The organism is Streptomyces sp. SID1328 (assembly GCF_009865595.1).
In the GTDB taxonomy this organism is placed as follows: domain Bacteria; phylum Actinomycetota; class Actinomycetes; order Streptomycetales; family Streptomycetaceae; genus Streptomyces; species Streptomyces griseoluteus.
This window is the reverse complement of sequence record NZ_WWKH01000241.1, coordinates 1-17384: the sequence shown is the minus strand read 5'-3', so window position 1 is coordinate 17384 and position 17384 is coordinate 1. Positions and strand designations below refer to the sequence as shown.

Genomic DNA, 17384 nt, shown 5'->3' with positions numbered 1-17384 from the left:
GCTTCGGCCTCCTGCTCGGGCTCGTCCTCGGTGGGCTCGACCTGGGTGGACTCCGCCTCGGCCGCGACCTCCTCGTCCTCGGTCTCAGCGGCGGTGCCCGGCTCGTCGTCGCCGTCCTCCGCAGAGGCAGAGGCAGAGGCAGAGACAGGGGCAGACGCGGCATCCGCATCCGCATCCGCGTCCGCGCCGGCCGCACCCTCGGCGTCACCTTCGCCGCTGTCCGCCGCCACGGCCTCGGCCGCCTCGCGCTCCGCGATCTCCCGCTTCAACGCGGCAGCGGAGAAGCGCATGGTCGCCCCGGACTCCAAGTCCCCGTTCTCCGGCTCCGGCTCCGGCTCGGACGCCGGCGCCGGGGCATCCTCGGCCCCCTGCGCCTCGAACCCCGTCGGAAGCTGCGGCACCGGCACCGGACTGCCGACCGGCGGTGCGGGCGGAGCGGAAGGGGCGGGCGGGGCGTACGGGGTACCGGACGCGGGCGGCGTCCCCGGGAACGGCGGCACCGGAGCGGGCTCACCGGAACCGTTCGTACCACCACCGGCCGAACCGCCGGTGGCGCCCCCGGACGACGACGCGTTCTGCGTGTACCAGGCGGGCGGCGCGTAGTCGATGGTGAACTCGCCCGTGTTCTCGACGGCCGACTCCGCGTCGGGCTGGTCGTCGTCGGGTGTGGCCCAGCCCCCGCGCATACCGTCCCGATCGCTGCTCACAGTTCCTCCTGGTGTGGTCGAGCACTTTCATCGCGTGCCGGGGCAACCGGGCCGTGTGACAGCCCGGTCCACCGGTGCTCCCCCCAGGGACGGCGCCCGTCCACAGGTTTCGGCATCGCGCCCGCTCCCAGCCTAATCACCACGAGCCCCGCCCCGGCAGGCCCGGTTCACACCCGGAACGCTCACAACGCGAACAAAGCGGGCGGGAAAGGTCGGTTCAGTCCATCCGGCGCGGGTTGCCCAGCAGTCCGACCTCGGCGTCGGTGGGCTGCGTCAGCACGTACTGCCGGTCCCGGTCGGTGCACCACAGGGTGACCCCGTCGGGTAGCCCAGGCAGCGATTCGACCTCGGTCCGCGACAGCCCCATCGTGCGCCCCAGCTCGGCCGCCTCGTCCGGCGAGACCCGCTGGATGCCGGTGAGCCGCGCCTGACGCAGCAACCGGGGCGCGACCGGGGAGAGATAGGGCAGCAGCGTCACCACCGACTGCCAAGGCCCCGCCGCCACCCGTCCGCGCGGCGGCCGCATCCCGCAGTCCCGCACCACCAGCACCGGCGTGCCCGCGGACGCGCCCTGCGGAGGCACCCGGCCCACCTCGTACACCGAGAGGCCGTTCTGCCCGCCGCCCATGGCGTGCACCATCTGCATCCACGCCTGCGGCCGGCCGGTCTCCACCGCGACCCGCGCGCCCGTGGCCGCCGTGCGCAGCGCCAGCACCTGCGCCGTCCACAGGCCGCCGATCAGCACCACGTCGTACGGAGTCGGCCGGTTGACGCCCAGCACCGCCGGACGCCCCTCGGTGTCCACGCCGGCCACCACTCCGTCGTCCCCGATGGGCAGTGCGAGCGCGTCCAGTTCGGCGGCGGGCAGCAGGTGCCGGCCGTGCCGGGGGCCGAGCAGCCCGAACCCCTGCCGCAGCCGCTCCCCGGCCCGGCGCAGTCCGGACCCCGCGCGCGTGGGCGCTTCCGGGGCGGTGGTCGCCCGTGTGCTCGTCATCGCGCGCCTCCCAGGGGCAAGGTGGCCAGCATGCCCGGCAGTTGCTCACGGTCGAGCCGGGCGAGCCCCGCCCCGGCGTGCCGGGCCGCGCCCTCCAACGAGCGGCGTGCGGCCACGAGTTCGTCGTCGCTGCGTCCCGTCACCCGCAGATGACCGGTCAGCGCGACCTCCTGCCGCTCCGCCCGCGCGAGCGTGAGGCTGAACGTGGTGGCCAGTGCCGGGGTCGCCGTGACCAGCGCGACGAACTGCGGGAGCGTCTCGCCCCGTTCACCACCGAGCCGGGGCCAGCGCCGTATCCAGTACGTGGTGTGCCGACGGTTGTCGCAGCGCCAGCCGCGCCCGGACTCCTCGGTGCGCCGCTCGCGCCGCTCACCGCGCCCGGCCTCGGCCGTGACCAGCGGGTTGGCGGAGGCGGAGGTGGCGAGCGCGCCGATCAGCTCCTCCTCGTCGAGGATGGTCGCCCGCATGCCCGCGCCCGTCAGCCGGCTCGCCAGATGGTCCGCGACCCGCGCCACGCACTTCTGCGCCCCCACGAGCCCGCCCCCGCGCGCGGCCACGGCCTCCGCGCAGAGCTCGGGGTCGAGCTTCAGCGCGATCCAGGTGATCCGGACGGCCGGAGCCCCCGTCTGCTCCTGCAGCGGCAGGTAGTTGGCGACGGCGACCGACTGCTGGGGGAGGTGCAGCGCGGGTGCGGGCTGGGTGTGCAGCACGACCTGGGCGGACTCCAGCCGGATGCCGTCGACCTCCAGGGCGTCCCGCACCAGGGCGAGGGGGAGCGGCTGGCGGTTGCGGTCGGCGCGCAGCGCCGTCGCGTCGGCCTCCACCTGGAGTACGGCGGTGAGGAACGTGCCGTCACCCACCATGCCGACCGGGCGCCGGTCGCGTCCCCCGTACGAGTAGGTCCGCAGCGCGGGCTCGCACTCGAGCGCGGGCACCAGCGCGGGCTCCGTGCCCGGCGGTACGGGCGTGTTACGGGCGCGTTGTTGACGGGCCCTCAACGCCCGTGCGGTGACCAGCCATTCGGGCAGCGTGCGGCCTCGGCGGCGCACCACGGCCAGCAGTACCAGCGCCAGCGCGACCAGTCCCGCGGGCATCAGCGCGAACGGTGAGATCACCCAGCCGACGACCAGGACGGCGACGGCCAGCTCCAGCAGTACGAGCCGTTGCAGGCGAAACGATCCGACCTGCCCACCCGTCGTACGGAAGTGGGTCCCGGAAGGGGTGGCTGACGTCGGCGTGCCGGCCGGGGCGCCACCGGACTCCGGCTCGGGCGCGCGAGGCTCTTCGGCCCGCGCCCGGCCCCGCAAGCGCGACCGCGTAACGGAAGCCATCACCGAATCCCCCCGTATCACTCACAACTCACAGGCCCCGGCATCCCATTCGGGCCCCTCGAAGGCCCCGGTACCCTACCCGCTCCACCAGCACCGGCGGCCACCATGCATAGTAGAGGGCCGGTCTGACATCGCGGCGCGGGACCGGTGCCCGCCACTGCGACAACGGGGAGAAGCAGGCACTTATGGCATCACGGCGGGATGAACTCAACGCCTACACGTTTGCGAAGAGGCGCACCCTCGCGGCCTTCCTCCAGCCGTCGCCGTCCGGGACCGAGGAAGGCGCCCCCAAGCCGCTGCGTGCCGTCGTACCGACCCTGGTGGCGGGCGCGCTGACGCTGGCCGTGTTCGGCGCCTGGGGCATGTTCCAGCCCACTGCCCCCTCCGGCTGGGACGAGCCCGGCACCCGCGTCATCGTCGGCAAGCAGTCCACCACCCGGTACGTCGTGCTCAAGACGGGCAGGACCACCCGCCTGCACCCGGTGCTCAACCTCGCCTCCGCCCGCCTGCTGATGAACGACGCCGGCTACCAGGTCATCCAGGTCAGCGACAAGATCCTCGACTCCGGCAAGCTGTCGCGCGGCCCCATCCTCGGCATCCCCTACGCCCCCGACCGGCTCCCCGCCGCCGACGACGCGGGCACCGCCAAGCGCTGGGCCGTGTGCGAACAGCCGGGCGGCAAGGGCGAGACCGTCCAGCAGGCCACCTTCGTGCTCGCCGCGCGGGACGCCCCGAAGACGGACGGCGCGGGCCGCCTCCACGGCGGTGACGTGCTCTACGTCAAGACCCGCACCGGCGCCCGCTACCTCGTCGACGCAGACGGCACCGCGTACGCCCTCACCGGCACGGAGAACGACCTGCTGACCAACGCCCTCGTCGGCACCCGGCAGCCCCAGACGGTCACCAAGGAATGGCTCGCCACCCTCCACCAGGGCGCCCCCATCCGCTTCCCGCGGCTGCCCGCGAACGTCGGCGACCCCGCCGGAGTGCCCGGCCAGCTCTCTCCCCAGGAGAACAGGGTCGGCATGGTCCTGCGGACCGAGACCGGTGAGGGCACCAAGTACTACGTGGTGCTGCCCGGCAAGGTGCAGCCCGTCAGCGACTTCACCGCCTGGCTGCTCATCACCTCGCCCCAGACCGGCAAGCTCAATATGAACAGCCAGGCCCGCAGCGTCGGGCTCCAGGACTTCACCGCCGACCCCACCCCCTTCGCCGGACAGCCCGCCGACTGGCCCCAGCAGCAGGTCGATCAGGTCAACGCGGTCGACTCCCGCTCCGGCCGCGACACCGTGTGCAGCGTGCTCCGCGAGGTCTCCGGCGACAACACCACCACCCTGAGCACCTGGGCCGGCAAGGACTACCCGGCCGAGATCACCGCCGACGGCACCAGCACCTACGTCACCCCCGGCACCGGCCTGCTCTACACCCAGAGCCAGGGCACCGCGACCACCGCGGGCGGCCTCTTCCTGGTCACGGACACCGGCCTGCGCTACGCCGTCCAGAACAACGGAGACAGCGACAGCCGCACCTCCGACATCGGAGCGCAGGCCAAGAAGTCCTCCGACGGCACCCCCGAGCCCAGCGAGGCCCAGGTCAAGCTCGGCTACGAGAACGTCCGGCCCGCCAAGGTGCCCGCCGACTGGTCCGAACTGCTCGCCAAGGGACCCCGCCTCGACACCAACGGCGCCCGCCAGCCGCAGGGTTCGTGAGCGCGCACCTCCCACGCGACGACAACACGATGAGGAGCGCCGTAGGAGTGCTGCCCGCGAAGGCAACCCTGCTGACCGCCGCCGTACTGCTGACCACCCTCGGCACCGCCCCGCCCGCGCCCGTCCTCCGCCTGGACGGCAGCGGCGAGTGCACCTTCCCCGCCAAGACCGTCAAGGGCACCCCCTGGTCCCTCCAGCGTGTGCTGCTGGACGAGCTGTGGCGCGGCACCGACAAGGGCAAGGGCGTCCGGGTGGCCGTCATCGACACCGGCGTCGACACCAAGAACCCCCAGCTCGCCCCGGCCGTCGACAAGGGGCTCGGCCGCGACTTCCTGACCAGGGGCAAGGGCGCCGACCCCACCGACGACCAGGTCGGCCACGGCACCAAGGTCGCCGGGATCATCGCGGCCCGTCCCCGCGCGGGCACCGGATTCGTCGGGCTCGCCCCCAACGCCACCATCATCCCGATCCGGCAGAACGACGCGCAGAACAGCGGCGACTCCGACTCGATGGCCAAGGCGATCGACCACGCGGTGGCCAAGGGCGCCGGTGTCATCAACATCTCCCAGGACACCACCAAGCCGCTCTCCGGCACCTCCGCCCTCGCCGAGGCCGTACGCCGGGCCCTCGCGCACGGGGTCGTGGTGGTCGCCTCCGCGGGCAACGATGGCCTGGACGGCAAGGTCAAGAACACCTACCCGGCCGCCTTCCCGGGGGTCCTCGCCGTCGCCTCCTCGGACCGCAACAACGAACGCGCCCCCTTCTCCCAGGCGGGCTCCTTCGTCGGCGTCGCCGCGCCCGGCGTGGACATCCTGTCCACCGTCCCCGGCGGCGGCCAGTGCACCGACAACGGCACCAGCTTCTCGGCGCCCTTCGTCGCAGGGGTCGCCGCGCTCCTCAAGGAGAAGCACCGCGACTGGAGCCCGGCCCAGATCGTCACCCGCATCGAGCAGACCGCCGAACGCTCGGTCAACGGCCACGACAACTTCGTGGGCTGGGGCGTCGTCGACCCCGTACGCGCCGTCCAGGACTCCGACCTCGCCGCCGCACCGGCCAGTCCCACGCCCGACCCCGGCCTGTCCAAGGCCCCCATGCCCGACGTGGCGCCCTTCTCGCTGGCCGAGTCCCCCGAGGAGCGCGACCGGCGCTACGCGACCTACGCGCTCGGCATCGCCGTCGTCCTCGTCGCCGTCATAGCGGGCACCGCCATCGTCACGCGCGACCTGCGCCGCCGCCGAAAGGACCCCGCAGCGTGAGCTTCGGCCCGTCCCCGTCCGTCTACACCGAGTCCGCCCAGTCCGCGGACAAGACACGGGCCAGACGCCGCAGACGCCTGCTGGGCGGAGCGGCCGCCATCGTGGTGACCGCCGCCCTCGCCGCCGGGGCGGCGGCCGTGTGGCCGTCCGCCGGGGCCGGGGACGACGCCAAGAACGCGGCGGCGGTGAAGCAGGCGGCGGACGAGGTGCGCGAGACGCACGAGACGGCCCCTGCCTCCCCCGAGGGTGAGCCGGCCGTCCAGCACAACGAGGGCGATCTCACCGTCGGCACCCGCTACGGCCCCGGCCTCTGGGCTACCGACAAGCTCGCGGTACGCGGTGTGGCCAGCCGCCTGGAGGGCTACCGGATCGCGCCCGGCCAGGACGACACCGCCTGGTCCCTGAAGCTCGACGGCCACATCTGCGCGGTCAGCGGGGACATGACGGCCGATCACCGCACCGCCGTCGTCATCCAGCCGCCCCACTCCGGCGCCGCGGCCGGCAAGGGCATCTGCGACCAGGTCGTGTTCGTCGACCTCGACACCGGCAGGAAGCTGTGGCAGCGGAAGATGCCCGGTGCCGACTTCGCCTACGTCACCAACACCGACCTCGCGCTCACCAAGGGCGTCGTGGCCATCGCGTGGGGCCACGGCTCGGTCGCGTACGACATGGCGAGCGGCAAGAAGCTGTGGAACACCGCCACCGGCGCCTGCCAGGACCAGGGGTACGCGGGCGGGCGCGCGCTGCTCGCCCTGGTCAAGTGCGGCCAGTCCGGTGACGCGGCCTACCGGGTGCAGAAGCTCGACGCCCGTACCGGAAAGCCCCGCTGGACCTACCAGGTCTCCAAGGGCGTCCAGGGGGTCTACCTGCCCTCCGCCGACCCGCCCGTACTGGCCGTGGAGGCGGGGGACATCGACGTCACCGACCTGATCACCCTGGACGGCACCAATGGCCGCCGGCGCGCCACCATCTCCATGAGCGGCTACGAGCCCCTCTGCGGCAGCACCGGCTTCTCCGGCCCGTTCTTCGGCGTGGTCGACAAGTGCCCCGGCCTGGTCGTCGGCCGGGACCGGCTGTACGTCATGTCCAAGGAGAGCGACGAGATCGACGAGCCCGCGAACCGCGTCGTCGCCTTCGACGTCCAAAAGGGCACCATGGCGGGCAAGTTCGAGGGGCGGCCCTTCCAGAACGTGGTCCCGCTGCGCGCCGACGGCGACGACCTGATCCTCTACCGGCGCAGCATCGACGAGGTCCAGCCCGCTGCCGTGGTCGCGTGGAACTCCCGTACGGACAGGGAGGTGCCGTACCTCTTCTTCCACGTCCCGGAGGGGGACGAGGGGGCGCTCAGTGACCCGGAGCAGGGGCAGATCGTGTACGAGCACGGGCATGTCTTCTTCGCGGCCCGCGAGATGGAACGTGACGGCAAGCGGCCGAAGAGTCCGGTGCTTTCGGTGCTGGGCGTGGGGCCGGCGGGGCTGAAGCACTGAGGTGACGGTTCGGCCGACGGGGAGGACCCGGTGCGCACTCCCCGCTCGTGTCCCTACTCGGAAGCGGCCTCGCGCGCCCTTCCGGTCTCCTCGGCGGCGATGAGGCCGCCGTTGCGCTCGGTGGGCGTCAGGTCGAACTCCCCGTCGCGGGCGCCGAGTACGAAGGCGTGCCACTCGGCCGCGGTGTAGCGCAGCACCGTCTCGGGTTCGAGCGAGGACCGCATGGCCACGGCACCGTCGGGGAGATGGGCGATCTCCACCCGCTCCTCGTGCTCCTCGGCGCCGGGTGCGCAGTGCCAGGTGACGCCGGAGATGTCGAGGGCGTACAGCTCGTCGCGCTCACGGTCCTTGCGCGCCTTCATCTCCTCAGCCGTCTCCGTCATGACGCGGCGACCCCTTTCCCACGTTTCAACGCTGTGTGCCGACAGTAGCCGTCACGGTACCGGTAGCCGGAACTCCCGTATGTTGACTTTGCAGTTGGAAGGGCCACCCGGAATGACTAGAGTGACTCCGGGTGCCACGACTGTGGTACCGCACGGGGGCGGTGCGACGCTGCGGCACGCGGCGCGTGAACACGCAGCAGGGCTTGCCCGCCAGGAGGGCCGGGACGTCGGTTCCGGCGGACCCGTCGCGGTGGTGAAGGTCACCGTCGCAGCAAGAGGAGGGCAAGAACGTATGGCTTCGGGCGTTGACCTCAGCGCACACGCGCTCACCGGACTCGCGAACGACATCCGGGACTTCCACCACACGGTGAGCGAGCGCGTGACGTCCCTCAACCGGGTCGTCGACATGATCCAGGCCGGCTGGAAGGGCGCGGCGGGCAAGGAGTTCGACACCGTCCAGCAGGGTGTGAACAGGAACCTCAAGAAGCTCCAGGACGACCTTGTCGACCTGGAGGAGGCGATGCGGGCGAGCGTCGGCGGCTTCACCGATCAGGAGCAGGAGCGGATCTCCGACATCCGCAAGGTCGACAACTCCTACGAGGTCAAGAGCCGCATCACGGACCTCGCCTGATTTCCGCCGCATCCACGAGGGAGTAACGCATCATGAGCTACTCAGCAGACCGCACCGCAGTCAATTACGACACCGTCACCCAGGCTGCCAGCGACGTCCGCAGCACGGCCAAGAACCTGTCCGAACAGCTCGAGACCCTCATGCGCCGCGTGAAGGCCGTCGCCGAGACCTGGGAGGGCGAGGCGAAGATCGCCTACGCCGAGATCCAGCGCGACAGCAGCGAGCAGATGGACCAGATGACCCACAAGCTCGCCCGCATCGCCAAGCTCCTCGACGACTCGGTCGTCGGCTACCAGGACACGGACCAGGGGAACGCGGCCCGGTTCCGGATGCTGGGCTGAGCCGGGATTTTTGAGGGGGCGCCACGCACGTGCGTGGCGCCCCTGGCGTTTCACCCGAAAGAGCTAGCTCAGTGGGGGCCGTAGACCCCGGAGATCGCCTTGGGTGCGCCGGTCGACAGGCCGGTCCCCTGACAGCCGAGCTGCTGGGCAACGCTCCGGGCGGCGGCATTGGCGACAATCATCTGATTGTCAGCGGCCTCCCTGCCCGAGATCTTGACCTTGCTCTCGCGCTCCAGCCTGGCGTTGACGATGATGTCCTTCTTCGGCTTCGCCATCCGGCAGTGAAAGTAGATGGACGACACCCGCTCTTCGGACGCCGCGGAGGCCCCGGTCCGGTAGTACGTCGACGTCTTATCGGATTCGGAGTTCGCCTTCAGGATGACCACGGCCTCCCGGAAGTAGATGGTGACGAGCTGGTCCCCACCCGAGGCCGGCCGCAGCCGACAGTTCGGCACCCCCATCGTCCCGAACGCTCCCACCTCCCCATCCGACGCGCGGAGCGTGGCGAGCGCCTCCTCAGGCTCAGACCCGTGGTCGCTGAAACGATCCGTACCCGCGATCTTGGTGAGGGCGGACTCCACTGAAGGATCGTGGGCCATACTGCTCTGCTGCCGGGCCGCCGCGGTGTTTCGCGCCTGACACCACATCGCGTCGAATGACATGGAGCGTTTCTAAGGCTTGTCCCGCTATCTATCCGGCGAGGGCGAGGTTGTGCAGGCGGGCGATCCCGAGCATGGCGTGGTGGACTCCGTTGCCCTTGAGGCGGCAGTCACGAAGGATCTTCCAGCTCTTCATTCGGGCGAAGGTGTGTTCAACTCGGGCGCGTACCTGCTTGTGGGACCTGTTGTGTAGCCGTTTCCAGTCGGGCAGTTCCTCGCCCTTGCGGCGCCGGTGAGGCATGACCAGGCCGGTGCCGGGGTATCCACCGTCGGCGATCGTCATCGTGTTGCCGACGGCTGCCTTGGCCCCGGATTCCTCCCACGCCTTGCAGTCGTTGCGGTTACCGGGAAGCGGCCGACCGACCACGACGACCAGGCGGCTGTCGGCATCGATGACGACTTGGTGGTTGGTGGAGTACCGGTAATTCTTGGACTGCTGGGCCACCGTGTGGTCGCGAGTGGGCACCAGCGTGCCGTCCACAATGAGCACGGTGTCCTTGCGGAACCGCTTCCGGGGCTGGAGCGCGAGCAGGGGCCCGAGGTGGGCGATGATGCGGTCAGCCGCGGACTTCGAGATATCGAACAGCAGGGCAAGCTGGCGTATCGTCAAGTTTGTCCGCCAGTACGCCGTGACCAGCAGTACCCGGTCCTCCAGTGGCAGGCTCCACGGTCGGCCCCTGCGAACCACGGCCGCCCCGTCACGCCGCAGCATCGTCACCAACTTGCTGAAAGAGCATGGGCTGAGCCCGGTGAACGGAGTTATCCACGCCGGCTGCGTAGCCGTGATCACAGCAGTCACTGCAGGATCGTTCCAAACATGACCACTTGCCGTTGGGAATGGGCGTGTGGGTCAGGGCGTCAGCGCGGCTGCCACCCGGGCCAGACGATCGGCTGACAGGGCGAAGCGGTTGGTGGGGTTGCGGAAGGAGTACTCGCCGTCGTTCACGGAGAAGCCGTGCCCAACTGTCGTCCAGCGCGCTGGGCCGGGAGCCCCTTGGTCCTGCAGGAGAGCAGAGGCGAGGGTTTCAGGGTCGTCCACGCTCGTGCGGGCGTGCAGCGCACCTGCCAGACGGCCAACGGCATCCTCGGGTACTGCATCGTCTCCGAACGCAGGCAGCAGGAGTAGCAGGCGCGAGTGGGGATCGGCGGTGCTGCCGCCGGGCAGGGGGTTATCCGCAGCCGCCACGAGCTCGGGCCAGGACAGGCCCGGTCCCATGAAGTGCCCGTCATCCCTGGCGAGGAGTTCGGCCTGGTCCCAGTCGGGGTGGTGGAGGAGGTAGTCGGTGCCGGTGTCGTCTGCGACCGTGCGGTAGACCACATGAAGACGGTGATCAGCAGCGAGGGGAACCGTGAATGCTGGCCACTCGGCTCGCGCCCACAGTCGCCGTTGGAAGTCGCCGGCCGCGTCGTAGTCCGCGCCGAACAGCAGTTCCTCGGCGTCTTCGCTCTGGATGCACGAGTAGAGGTGCCCCAGCCAGAAGAGCGGCTCGTTCAGGAGTCTGGCCTGGTAGGTGAAGGGGCCGCCGTCGTAACCCGGTACCCGGGCAGGCTGAAGGTCTGCACTGTTCATCACGGGGACATCATGCCGCCCTGGCTCCGCGCCCTTAAGGCCGGGCGCACCAGACGATCTTTGCGGGACAGCCCTTAGTCTTCCTTGAGCGGCAGGTACTTCATTTTTGCCGGGTCGGGGAACTTGATGTTGTTCTCGCATTTGAGGAGCTTCGCTACCTTGAGGGAGGAGCGGAACAGGGGGCGGAACCGCGCTTCACTGCTCAAATCAAAGTCATTGTGAAAAGTGCCGGTGACAGTGAGTGGGCGCAGCCTGTCCTTGGACTCGCACTCGAAGTAGACGTCGGCACCGCCCGCTTCGATCGTCGCTTGCATGCCATTCCCCAGCTTGTACGCCTTATATGCGCCGAAGCTTCGATTCTCATCCTTGGGGAACAGGGTTCTCATGCCTGGAGTAAACTTTATGGACAGAGCTCCCTCGTCGGATTCGGAAGAATCCTTGTCATCCAGGATGCAAGCGTAAGCCGCGTGATCCTCGTCAAGCATTGTTTTTACCGCAGAGGCGTGCGAGCGTGTTCCGCTAGCGACGTGGAGATCATTGAAGTCGTCGCTTTTCCGGGCTTCATTGATCAGCCCGTCGTCGAATACTCCGTCACATGCATTTTTCAGTGCCGCCTCACCATGAGGTTTTTCGTTCCCGCCGCATCCTGCACAGAGAACTACGACCAGTGCCGCACCGACCGTGCGCAAGCTGTATCGACTCACCGACTGCCTCCGTGCGTGCGTCGCTGTTCGTTGGCGCCACGGTCGTATGCGTTCAATACGTCTTCGGTCATGTCTTTTCCGGGATGCTGTTGCATGTACAGCAGTGCCGGTTTCGTTGCCCGGAATGTGCCGAGTTCGCTGAAACGTTGGGCTGTCATTCGGTTCTTGTCGGAAAGGTCCGCCTCCTTTTCCTTCGTCTCCCTGTCGATCTCTACTCCCCATTGGGTTTCCGCAGCACTGGCTGCTCCTTCGACCAGGGTGGGGACAACGAATGCTGCGGCTGCTGAGACGGCCGGCCCTCCCACGGGGAGCAGGACGAGGCCAGTTGCCAGTCCTACGCCCTGGCTGATGCCGAACTTCTTCCACTCCGCTGATTCACCGAGCTTGTCGTTGATCTTTTCGGTAGCGTCCTTGAACTGCTTGTCGACAGCAGAGATGCGCGCCTCGTCCAGCACGCCGTGAACGTAGCCACCGTTCATGATGACCTTCTGCGCATCTTCTGGCGCATCTCGATAGGCTTCCATGCCGCCCAGCGTGAATGCCTGCTGGGCGGACGAAAGAATCTTGTAGCCGTCCTCGTCCCGTGCGACGTTGTAAAGGAAGTTATTCGCGGTCGTGCTACGGAGATTGAGGTGATCGGTGCCGTCGTGGTGGAACAGTCGGTCGCGGTCAAGAACTGAACCGCGTCCGCCCTCGTCCATTGCGGACCAATTCAGGTCGTCCATGTAGCCGGCTCCCATGCGAGCAAGGCTGTCGCTGAGCCCAGGCTTGTGGTCGAGTAGATCGCCCTGCTCGCCGACAGTGCGCGCCACCTGCTCCATGATGTTCACTGTCCTGGCGTCCCTGTGCAGGGTTCCGTCCGCAGCGTCGTACGGAGTTCCCAGGGTCGCGGCCTCCAGGGCGTGCCCGAGTTCGTCGTACCCGTAACCCGCCTGATCCTTGGCGAAGGGATTGCCGTTAATCCACTCGCGCTTCTCAAGCAGGTACTGCAAGTCGGGATCGACCTTCGTCTTGGCGTCCCAGTCCTTCGAGTAGAAAAGATCCTTCGCGGCATCCGGGTTATGTCCGAGAGCCTCCATATACCCCGCCATCGGATCGACACCCTGGTCGTTCTTCGAATCGAAGTTCAGGTACGGCGAAGGATCGCCCTCGGCCCGCCACAACTCGTTCGGCTTGTCGTCCTTGTGGGACTTTTCGTAGGCGATGAGCTTGTGGCCGTAGTCGTTGAGGAATTCGCGGTCGTAGGAGCCGTATCGCATCAGGCTGCTCATGACCTGGAAGCCGAAGGGGCCCTTCTGGGTCGTGCCGCGGGCCATGTCGAGGTAGTCGATCTGGTGGGAGCCCTGGGCGAGGACGTCCCGTTTCCAGTGGTCCATGGCCGGACTGTCGACGTGGGACGCGGTGGCGAGGGTGAAGCTCAGGGACTTCTGGATGTCGGCGGAAGCCTTGGTCTGGGCGTCGCCCGTCTGGACCCGGTCCGCGATCCGCGTCCAGAGTTCGAGCGTGCCCTTGCCGCCGAGATGGGTGGCGAACTTCTCCGCGAAGTACGGATCGCCCTCGTGCTGACTGAGCAGGGTGTTGATCCGGCGCAGCTCGGCCGGGTCGAGGGAGTCCAGCGCGGACGCCATCCCCAGCTTGCTCCGCTTGCCGGTCAGCTTCTCCAGTTCCCTCAGGTCCCGGTCCGCCTGCTCGCGCCCCTTCTTGGCCGCCGCGATGCTGTCATAGGTGTGCGGATTGAAGCCCTTGCCTCGGCCGTTGTGATCCTGGGTGAGCGCCCAGTGCAACGCCTCGTCGGCCTCCGTGGCGGTGTCCAGCGCGGAACGGATACCGCTGCGGTACGCCTGGAGCGACTCCTGGTAGCCCTTGTTCAGCGCCGCCAGGTTCTCGGTCGGGGTGTCCGCCGGCGGATCGAAGTACACCTCGCCGGACGGCTTGATCGAGAGGTACTTGTCGCTCTCGATGTCATGCGTGAGGTTCTTCAGTTTCTTCTGCGCGCCGGTGAGGACCTCATGGGCGTCGTCCAGCAGCTTATAGACGTCCTGGGCCTCGTCCGCCGCGGCGGTGATCTGCTTGCCGACGTACCGCACCTTGCCGAGTGCCGCAGTGGCGCCCTCGCCCTTCCAGTCCGAGCCCTCCAGGTCCTTCTCCACCGTGTTGGAGTACTGCGTGTGGACCTTCTTGAAGCCCTCGGGCAGCTTGCGCCATTTGTTCACCGCCTCGGACAACTCGGTGAAGTCGGCGTGGAGGAGGGTGTGGTAGTCCAGCATGTGATCCCCGTTCGTGCCCGTTACTTCAGGCGTTCCCTGCTGTGGCGGGCCTTTTCCTGCTGCTCGCGTGCGGCGTACTCGTTGGCGCTGGTGCGGAGGGCGCCGGCGACGTCGTTCTTCAGCAGGTTCTCCACGTAGTCGACCTGGCCGCGCCACCTCGTCATGAACGTGGTGAACGCCGGGCCCGACTTGAAGCCCTTCAGACTGCCGGCCACCTGACCGGTCTCCTTGCTCGCGGCGTCGTCCGTCTTCACGAACTCGGTGCGGGCGGTGTCGGCGTTCTTCGCCCGGTGACGGAGGAAGCCGGCATCGGCGACCAGCTTCTTCCCCTCGGCGGCCTCGCCCGGGTCCGCGGGGACGTGGTTCAGCTGCATGCCGCTGTGCTGTCTGGCGGCCGCCGTGGTCCGCGCCTGGCCCCACATCTCATCGAACGACATGTACGTCTTCTCTCTCCGGGGCCGTTGGCACTGTCTCGCTCACGGCTTCTGCTCCGTGCGGTGCTGCGGGTCCGCCGGGGCCGGGACGTACGGGGGATAGGCGGGCGGGGGCGGCGCCACGGGCGTTCGGCGCCGGGAGCGCAGTACGCGGACGGTGACCACCACACCGATCAGCAGCGCGGCCGCTGCACCTACGCCGGTCCAGAGGAGGGTGCTCCCACCTTCACTCGACTCCGCCGCCTTCTCCTGCTTAGCGGGCGCCGGGGGCTTGGGTGCCTTGGGGGAGGGGGACTTGGCGTCGGCTGCGGCCAGGTCGGGGAGGGGGTAGACGTCCGCGGGGCCGGGGTCCACAGTCTGGCTGAACGCACGCCGGGGGCGTACGACGCCATAGCCGAGAGCATCGTTCCTGTCCGCGCCGTCCGTGGACTTCCCCAGCGTCTTCAGCATGACGCGCAGGACCTGGTTATTGGTCCAGTCGGGGTGCGCCGACCAAATTAGAGCGGCTGAGGCCGAGGCGATCGCGGTGGCGTCGCTGGTGCCTTGTGTCTTGCAAAGCTGAGTGCCCTTGGCGCAGGCATGCACCATGTCCACGCCGGGAGCGGTCATGTCGACCTCAGGTCCTTGCTGGGAGAAGGCAGCTACCGTGGCATCCTCATCCACCGCTCCGACCCCAACCACGCCGGGGGTCGAAGCCGGGTAGGACGGAAGGTTCTCCTTATCGCCCCTGTTGCCGACCCCAGCGAAGAGCAGCTTCCCCTTGGACAGGGCGTATCTGACGGCAGCCGCCAACTCGGGAGTGCCGACGTCGTGGCGACCAGGTGCGTCGCTCAGGGCCAGCGACATATTGATGATCTGAGCCTTGGAGTCGGCGGCATAGCGGATCGCCTGGGTCAGCTTCTCCGAGTACTCCGTAGTGGCGTCCATCTGCCCGCTGACCTCCTGGCTGTCCAGCATCCGGATGGGCAGAATCTTGGCTCCCGGTGCGAGCCCGTACGAAGCGTCCACCCCTCCGAGGGCTCCAGTCGCCGCAATTATCGCGGCCATGGATGTGCCGTGCCCCGCGACGTCGGTGTGTTCGTCGCCGCGCAACGAGGAGAAATCCTTCCCGTCCAGGATCTGACCCCTGAGGTCCGCGAGTGAGTCATCGACTCCGGAGTCGATCAGCGCCACTGTCACTCCGCGCCCGGTGCTGGACTTCCAGATCTCCGGCGCGTGCATGGCATCGAGGTACCACTGCCGCGCTCGAATGGACTCCGCCTGAGCGGGGCCGGCCGAGAGCCCGACGAGTAGCAGGCCGAGAGCGGCCGATGCTATGGAGGTGACTCGACGGCGCTGCACGCCTCTGGTACGCATATGTCTTCCTGGGGGTTGATTGGCGCGGAGTCAGTCGACCACGGGGGGAAGAGCCCGGCGTCCGTCTCTGGCCCAGGTCTCCTCGTCTTCCACGAGATAGTCCGGCCGCTTGCCGTGCTGCTCCTGTGGCTTTCGGGAGTCCGCAGACCGCGCTGCGGCGCCGGTGCGACCCACTTGGGAGCCCTGCGCCTGGTCGGCGGCCTTGGCCGACGGGCGAACCAGTCCGGAGCCCCCTGAGGTGAAGGGACGACCGCCGGAGCGCCCCGGCTGGCCGGAACGCCCACCGAGGACCCCGCCCGTCTCGGACGCGAGCCGACGACCGGAACCGCCCATGGCTCCTGCGGAGCGAGCCCCCTCCACGGCTCCGGGAGAGAAGGCGCGACCGACAGGGGCGCGCCCCTGTCCGTTCTCGCTCCCGATGACGGTTCCCCGCGGAATTCCGTTCGCCGGGCGGCCAGTTGCGCTGACCGGTCGTCCTCCGACGATTCCTGTCTCCCGAGGCATGCGCGGCATGCCTTCTATGGGCTTCGCCAGCCCGGGCACCTGCGGGAGCCGACCCATGCCCGGCGCCCGCGAAGGCAACTCCGCACCGGGGAGGCGGCCACCTCCGGCGAAGGTCGGCGGCAAACCTGTGGGCAGCAGCCCTCCCGGCGACGCCTCACGCAGCGGCAGAGCCGAACCAGAGGTCGCAGTGGTGAAGGGTGGCGTCGACGCACGCGGGAGTGTGTCGGCGCTGTCAATGTTCAGAGATACGGGCTCAGAAGGACCAGGGACATGGCGTCCTGAATGCACCGTGCCTTCAAGGGCGGTGGCTGCCGCAACATGGTGCACCCCAGCAGGATGGTTGCTACTGCGAGAGCCGCCTGTGGGAACCGTAGGACCGGCCGCGCCCGAAGAGCTCTGCCCGGCGTAATGGGTGCCCTTGCTCAGGTTTGAATCCTCGTCATCGATCCACCAGGCATCCGGAGCCCCCCGTCCGGCCGCCGGGGCGAACGTAGGCGGCGTCAGGCTGTTCACCTGCGTAGCCGAATGCTCGTACGCTCCCGCCAACTTCCGCATCTGCTGGATCGCGGCCTCGCGGGTCGCGTCGATCTTGTCCTGGGCAATGGTCGCGTCGGTATGAGCAGTTGCGGCTGCCTTACGGGCGTCGGGGTCGTTGCGCACTCCGGGCTGCTTCGCGACATCGATCGTCTTGTGCGCGTCCGCTAGAGCAGCCTTTGCCCGTGTCGTCTCCGAGACATCCGGCATAGAGACCTTGGCCTCGGCGATGGCCTGGGAGACCGTCCCCATCCACTCGGACGCCGCCTCGGCATACTGGCCGAGTCGCAGCGTGGCACTGGCGGTGTGACCACCCCAGTCCCGGAACGCGTCACCGGCCTTGCCTTGCCACTCCAGTTCCTTGACGTGCTTCATCAGGCCGTCGCCGATCTCGCTGATCGTCGTAGCGGCCTTGGACAACTTCACGGAGAGGAGAGACGCGGACGCCATGTCGGCGGACTCAAGCATGGCGGCGAGCTGCTCATGGGTCATGGACTCGAAGTCCGTGCGCACGAGA

At 68.8% G+C, this 17384-nt stretch carries 17 protein-coding genes; 5 read left to right on the top strand and 12 right to left on the bottom strand.

What is annotated here, in order from left to right; all coding sequences use genetic code 11:
* The 3 genes from GT030_RS07080 to eccE form a co-directional block, all read right to left on the bottom strand.
* On the bottom strand, window positions 1–707 hold a 707-nt coding region (locus GT030_RS07080; protein ID WP_346009583.1), incomplete at its 3' end, for an SCO5717 family growth-regulating ATPase.
* Between the two features lie 217 nt (window positions 708–924).
* Window positions 925–1701, bottom strand: a complete 777-nt coding sequence (locus GT030_RS07075; RefSeq protein WP_086694172.1) for a hypothetical protein — start codon at window positions 1699–1701, stop codon at window positions 925–927.
* Complete coding sequence (gene eccE, locus GT030_RS07070) at window positions 1698–3032, bottom strand: type VII secretion protein EccE (protein WP_161200339.1); 1335 nt, start codon at window positions 3030–3032, stop codon at window positions 1698–1700. The genes GT030_RS07075 and eccE overlap by 4 nt, the downstream gene beginning before the upstream one ends.
* A gap of 185 nt (window positions 3033–3217) precedes the next feature.
* Between eccE and eccB the strand changes: the two genes are divergently transcribed.
* The 3 genes from eccB to GT030_RS07055 are packed head-to-tail and all read left to right on the top strand — an operon-like array spanning window position 3218 to window position 7484.
* The gene (gene eccB / locus GT030_RS07065) at window positions 3218–4741 is read left to right on the top strand and encodes a type VII secretion protein EccB (protein WP_161200338.1); all 1524 of its coding nucleotides are present in this window, start codon (window positions 3218–3220) and stop codon (window positions 4739–4741) included.
* A gap of 47 nt (window positions 4742–4788) precedes the next feature.
* The gene (gene mycP, locus GT030_RS07060) at window positions 4789–5997 is read left to right on the top strand and encodes a type VII secretion-associated serine protease mycosin (RefSeq protein ID WP_346009582.1); all 1209 of its coding nucleotides are present in this window, start codon (window positions 4789–4791) and stop codon (window positions 5995–5997) included.
* On the top strand, window positions 5994–7484 hold the full coding sequence (locus GT030_RS07055) for a PQQ-binding-like beta-propeller repeat protein (RefSeq protein ID WP_161200336.1): 1491 nt from the start codon (window positions 5994–5996) through the stop codon (window positions 7482–7484). The genes mycP (GT030_RS07060) and GT030_RS07055 overlap by 4 nt, the downstream gene beginning before the upstream one ends.
* Before the next feature lie 53 nt (window positions 7485–7537).
* On the opposite strand, the gene GT030_RS07050 is transcribed toward GT030_RS07055, so the two are convergent.
* On the bottom strand, window positions 7538–7867 hold the full coding sequence (locus GT030_RS07050) for a DUF397 domain-containing protein (protein WP_161200335.1): 330 nt from the start codon (window positions 7865–7867) through the stop codon (window positions 7538–7540).
* A gap of 292 nt (window positions 7868–8159) precedes the next feature.
* Here GT030_RS07050 and GT030_RS07045 point away from each other — a divergent pair, with 292 nt between their 5' ends.
* Both GT030_RS07045 and GT030_RS07040 read left to right on the top strand, forming a co-directional pair.
* Window positions 8160–8498 carry a WXG100 family type VII secretion target gene (locus GT030_RS07045; protein ID WP_030816816.1) on the top strand — a complete coding sequence of 113 codons (339 nt, stop codon included), beginning with the start codon at window positions 8160–8162 and terminating at the stop codon, window positions 8496–8498.
* A 32-nt stretch (window positions 8499–8530) separates the two neighbouring features.
* A complete protein-coding gene (locus GT030_RS07040; protein ID WP_161200334.1) occupies window positions 8531–8839 on the top strand; it encodes a WXG100 family type VII secretion target in 309 nt (102 codons plus the stop codon).
* Window positions 8840–8907: 68 nt separating this feature from the next.
* Here GT030_RS07040 and GT030_RS07035 read toward each other — a convergent pair whose 3' ends face one another.
* From GT030_RS07035 to GT030_RS07000, 8 genes are all read right to left on the bottom strand, one after another.
* A complete protein-coding gene (locus GT030_RS07035) occupies window positions 8908–9501 on the bottom strand; it encodes a hypothetical protein (protein WP_161200333.1) in 594 nt (197 codons plus the stop codon).
* A gap of 28 nt (window positions 9502–9529) precedes the next feature.
* On the bottom strand, window positions 9530–10297 hold the full coding sequence (locus tag GT030_RS07030) for a transposase (protein ID WP_161200332.1): 768 nt from the start codon (window positions 10295–10297) through the stop codon (window positions 9530–9532).
* 51 nt (window positions 10298–10348) lie between these two features.
* Entirely contained in the window at window positions 10349–11068 is a 720-nt protein-coding gene (locus tag GT030_RS07025; protein WP_161200341.1) for a hypothetical protein, read from the bottom strand.
* 74 nt (window positions 11069–11142) lie between these two features.
* Entirely contained in the window at window positions 11143–11772 is a 630-nt protein-coding gene (locus GT030_RS07020; protein WP_161200331.1) for a hypothetical protein, read from the bottom strand.
* Window positions 11769–14039: a DUF6571 family protein gene (locus tag GT030_RS07015; RefSeq protein ID WP_161200330.1), complete on the bottom strand. Its 2271-nt coding sequence runs from the start codon at window positions 14037–14039 to the stop codon at window positions 11769–11771. Before GT030_RS07015 ends, GT030_RS07020 begins: the two co-directional genes overlap by 4 nt.
* A gap of 20 nt (window positions 14040–14059) precedes the next feature.
* Complete coding sequence (locus GT030_RS07010) at window positions 14060–14476, bottom strand: hypothetical protein (protein ID WP_161200329.1); 417 nt, start codon at window positions 14474–14476, stop codon at window positions 14060–14062.
* 39 nt (window positions 14477–14515) lie between these two features.
* Entirely contained in the window at window positions 14516–15694 is a 1179-nt protein-coding gene (mycP, locus tag GT030_RS07005; RefSeq protein ID WP_346009581.1) for a type VII secretion-associated serine protease mycosin, read from the bottom strand.
* Between the two features lie 165 nt (window positions 15695–15859).
* Window positions 15860–17384, bottom strand: a 1525-nt coding sequence (locus GT030_RS07000; protein ID WP_237522240.1) for a hypothetical protein, incomplete at its 5' end; no start/stop codon positions are given.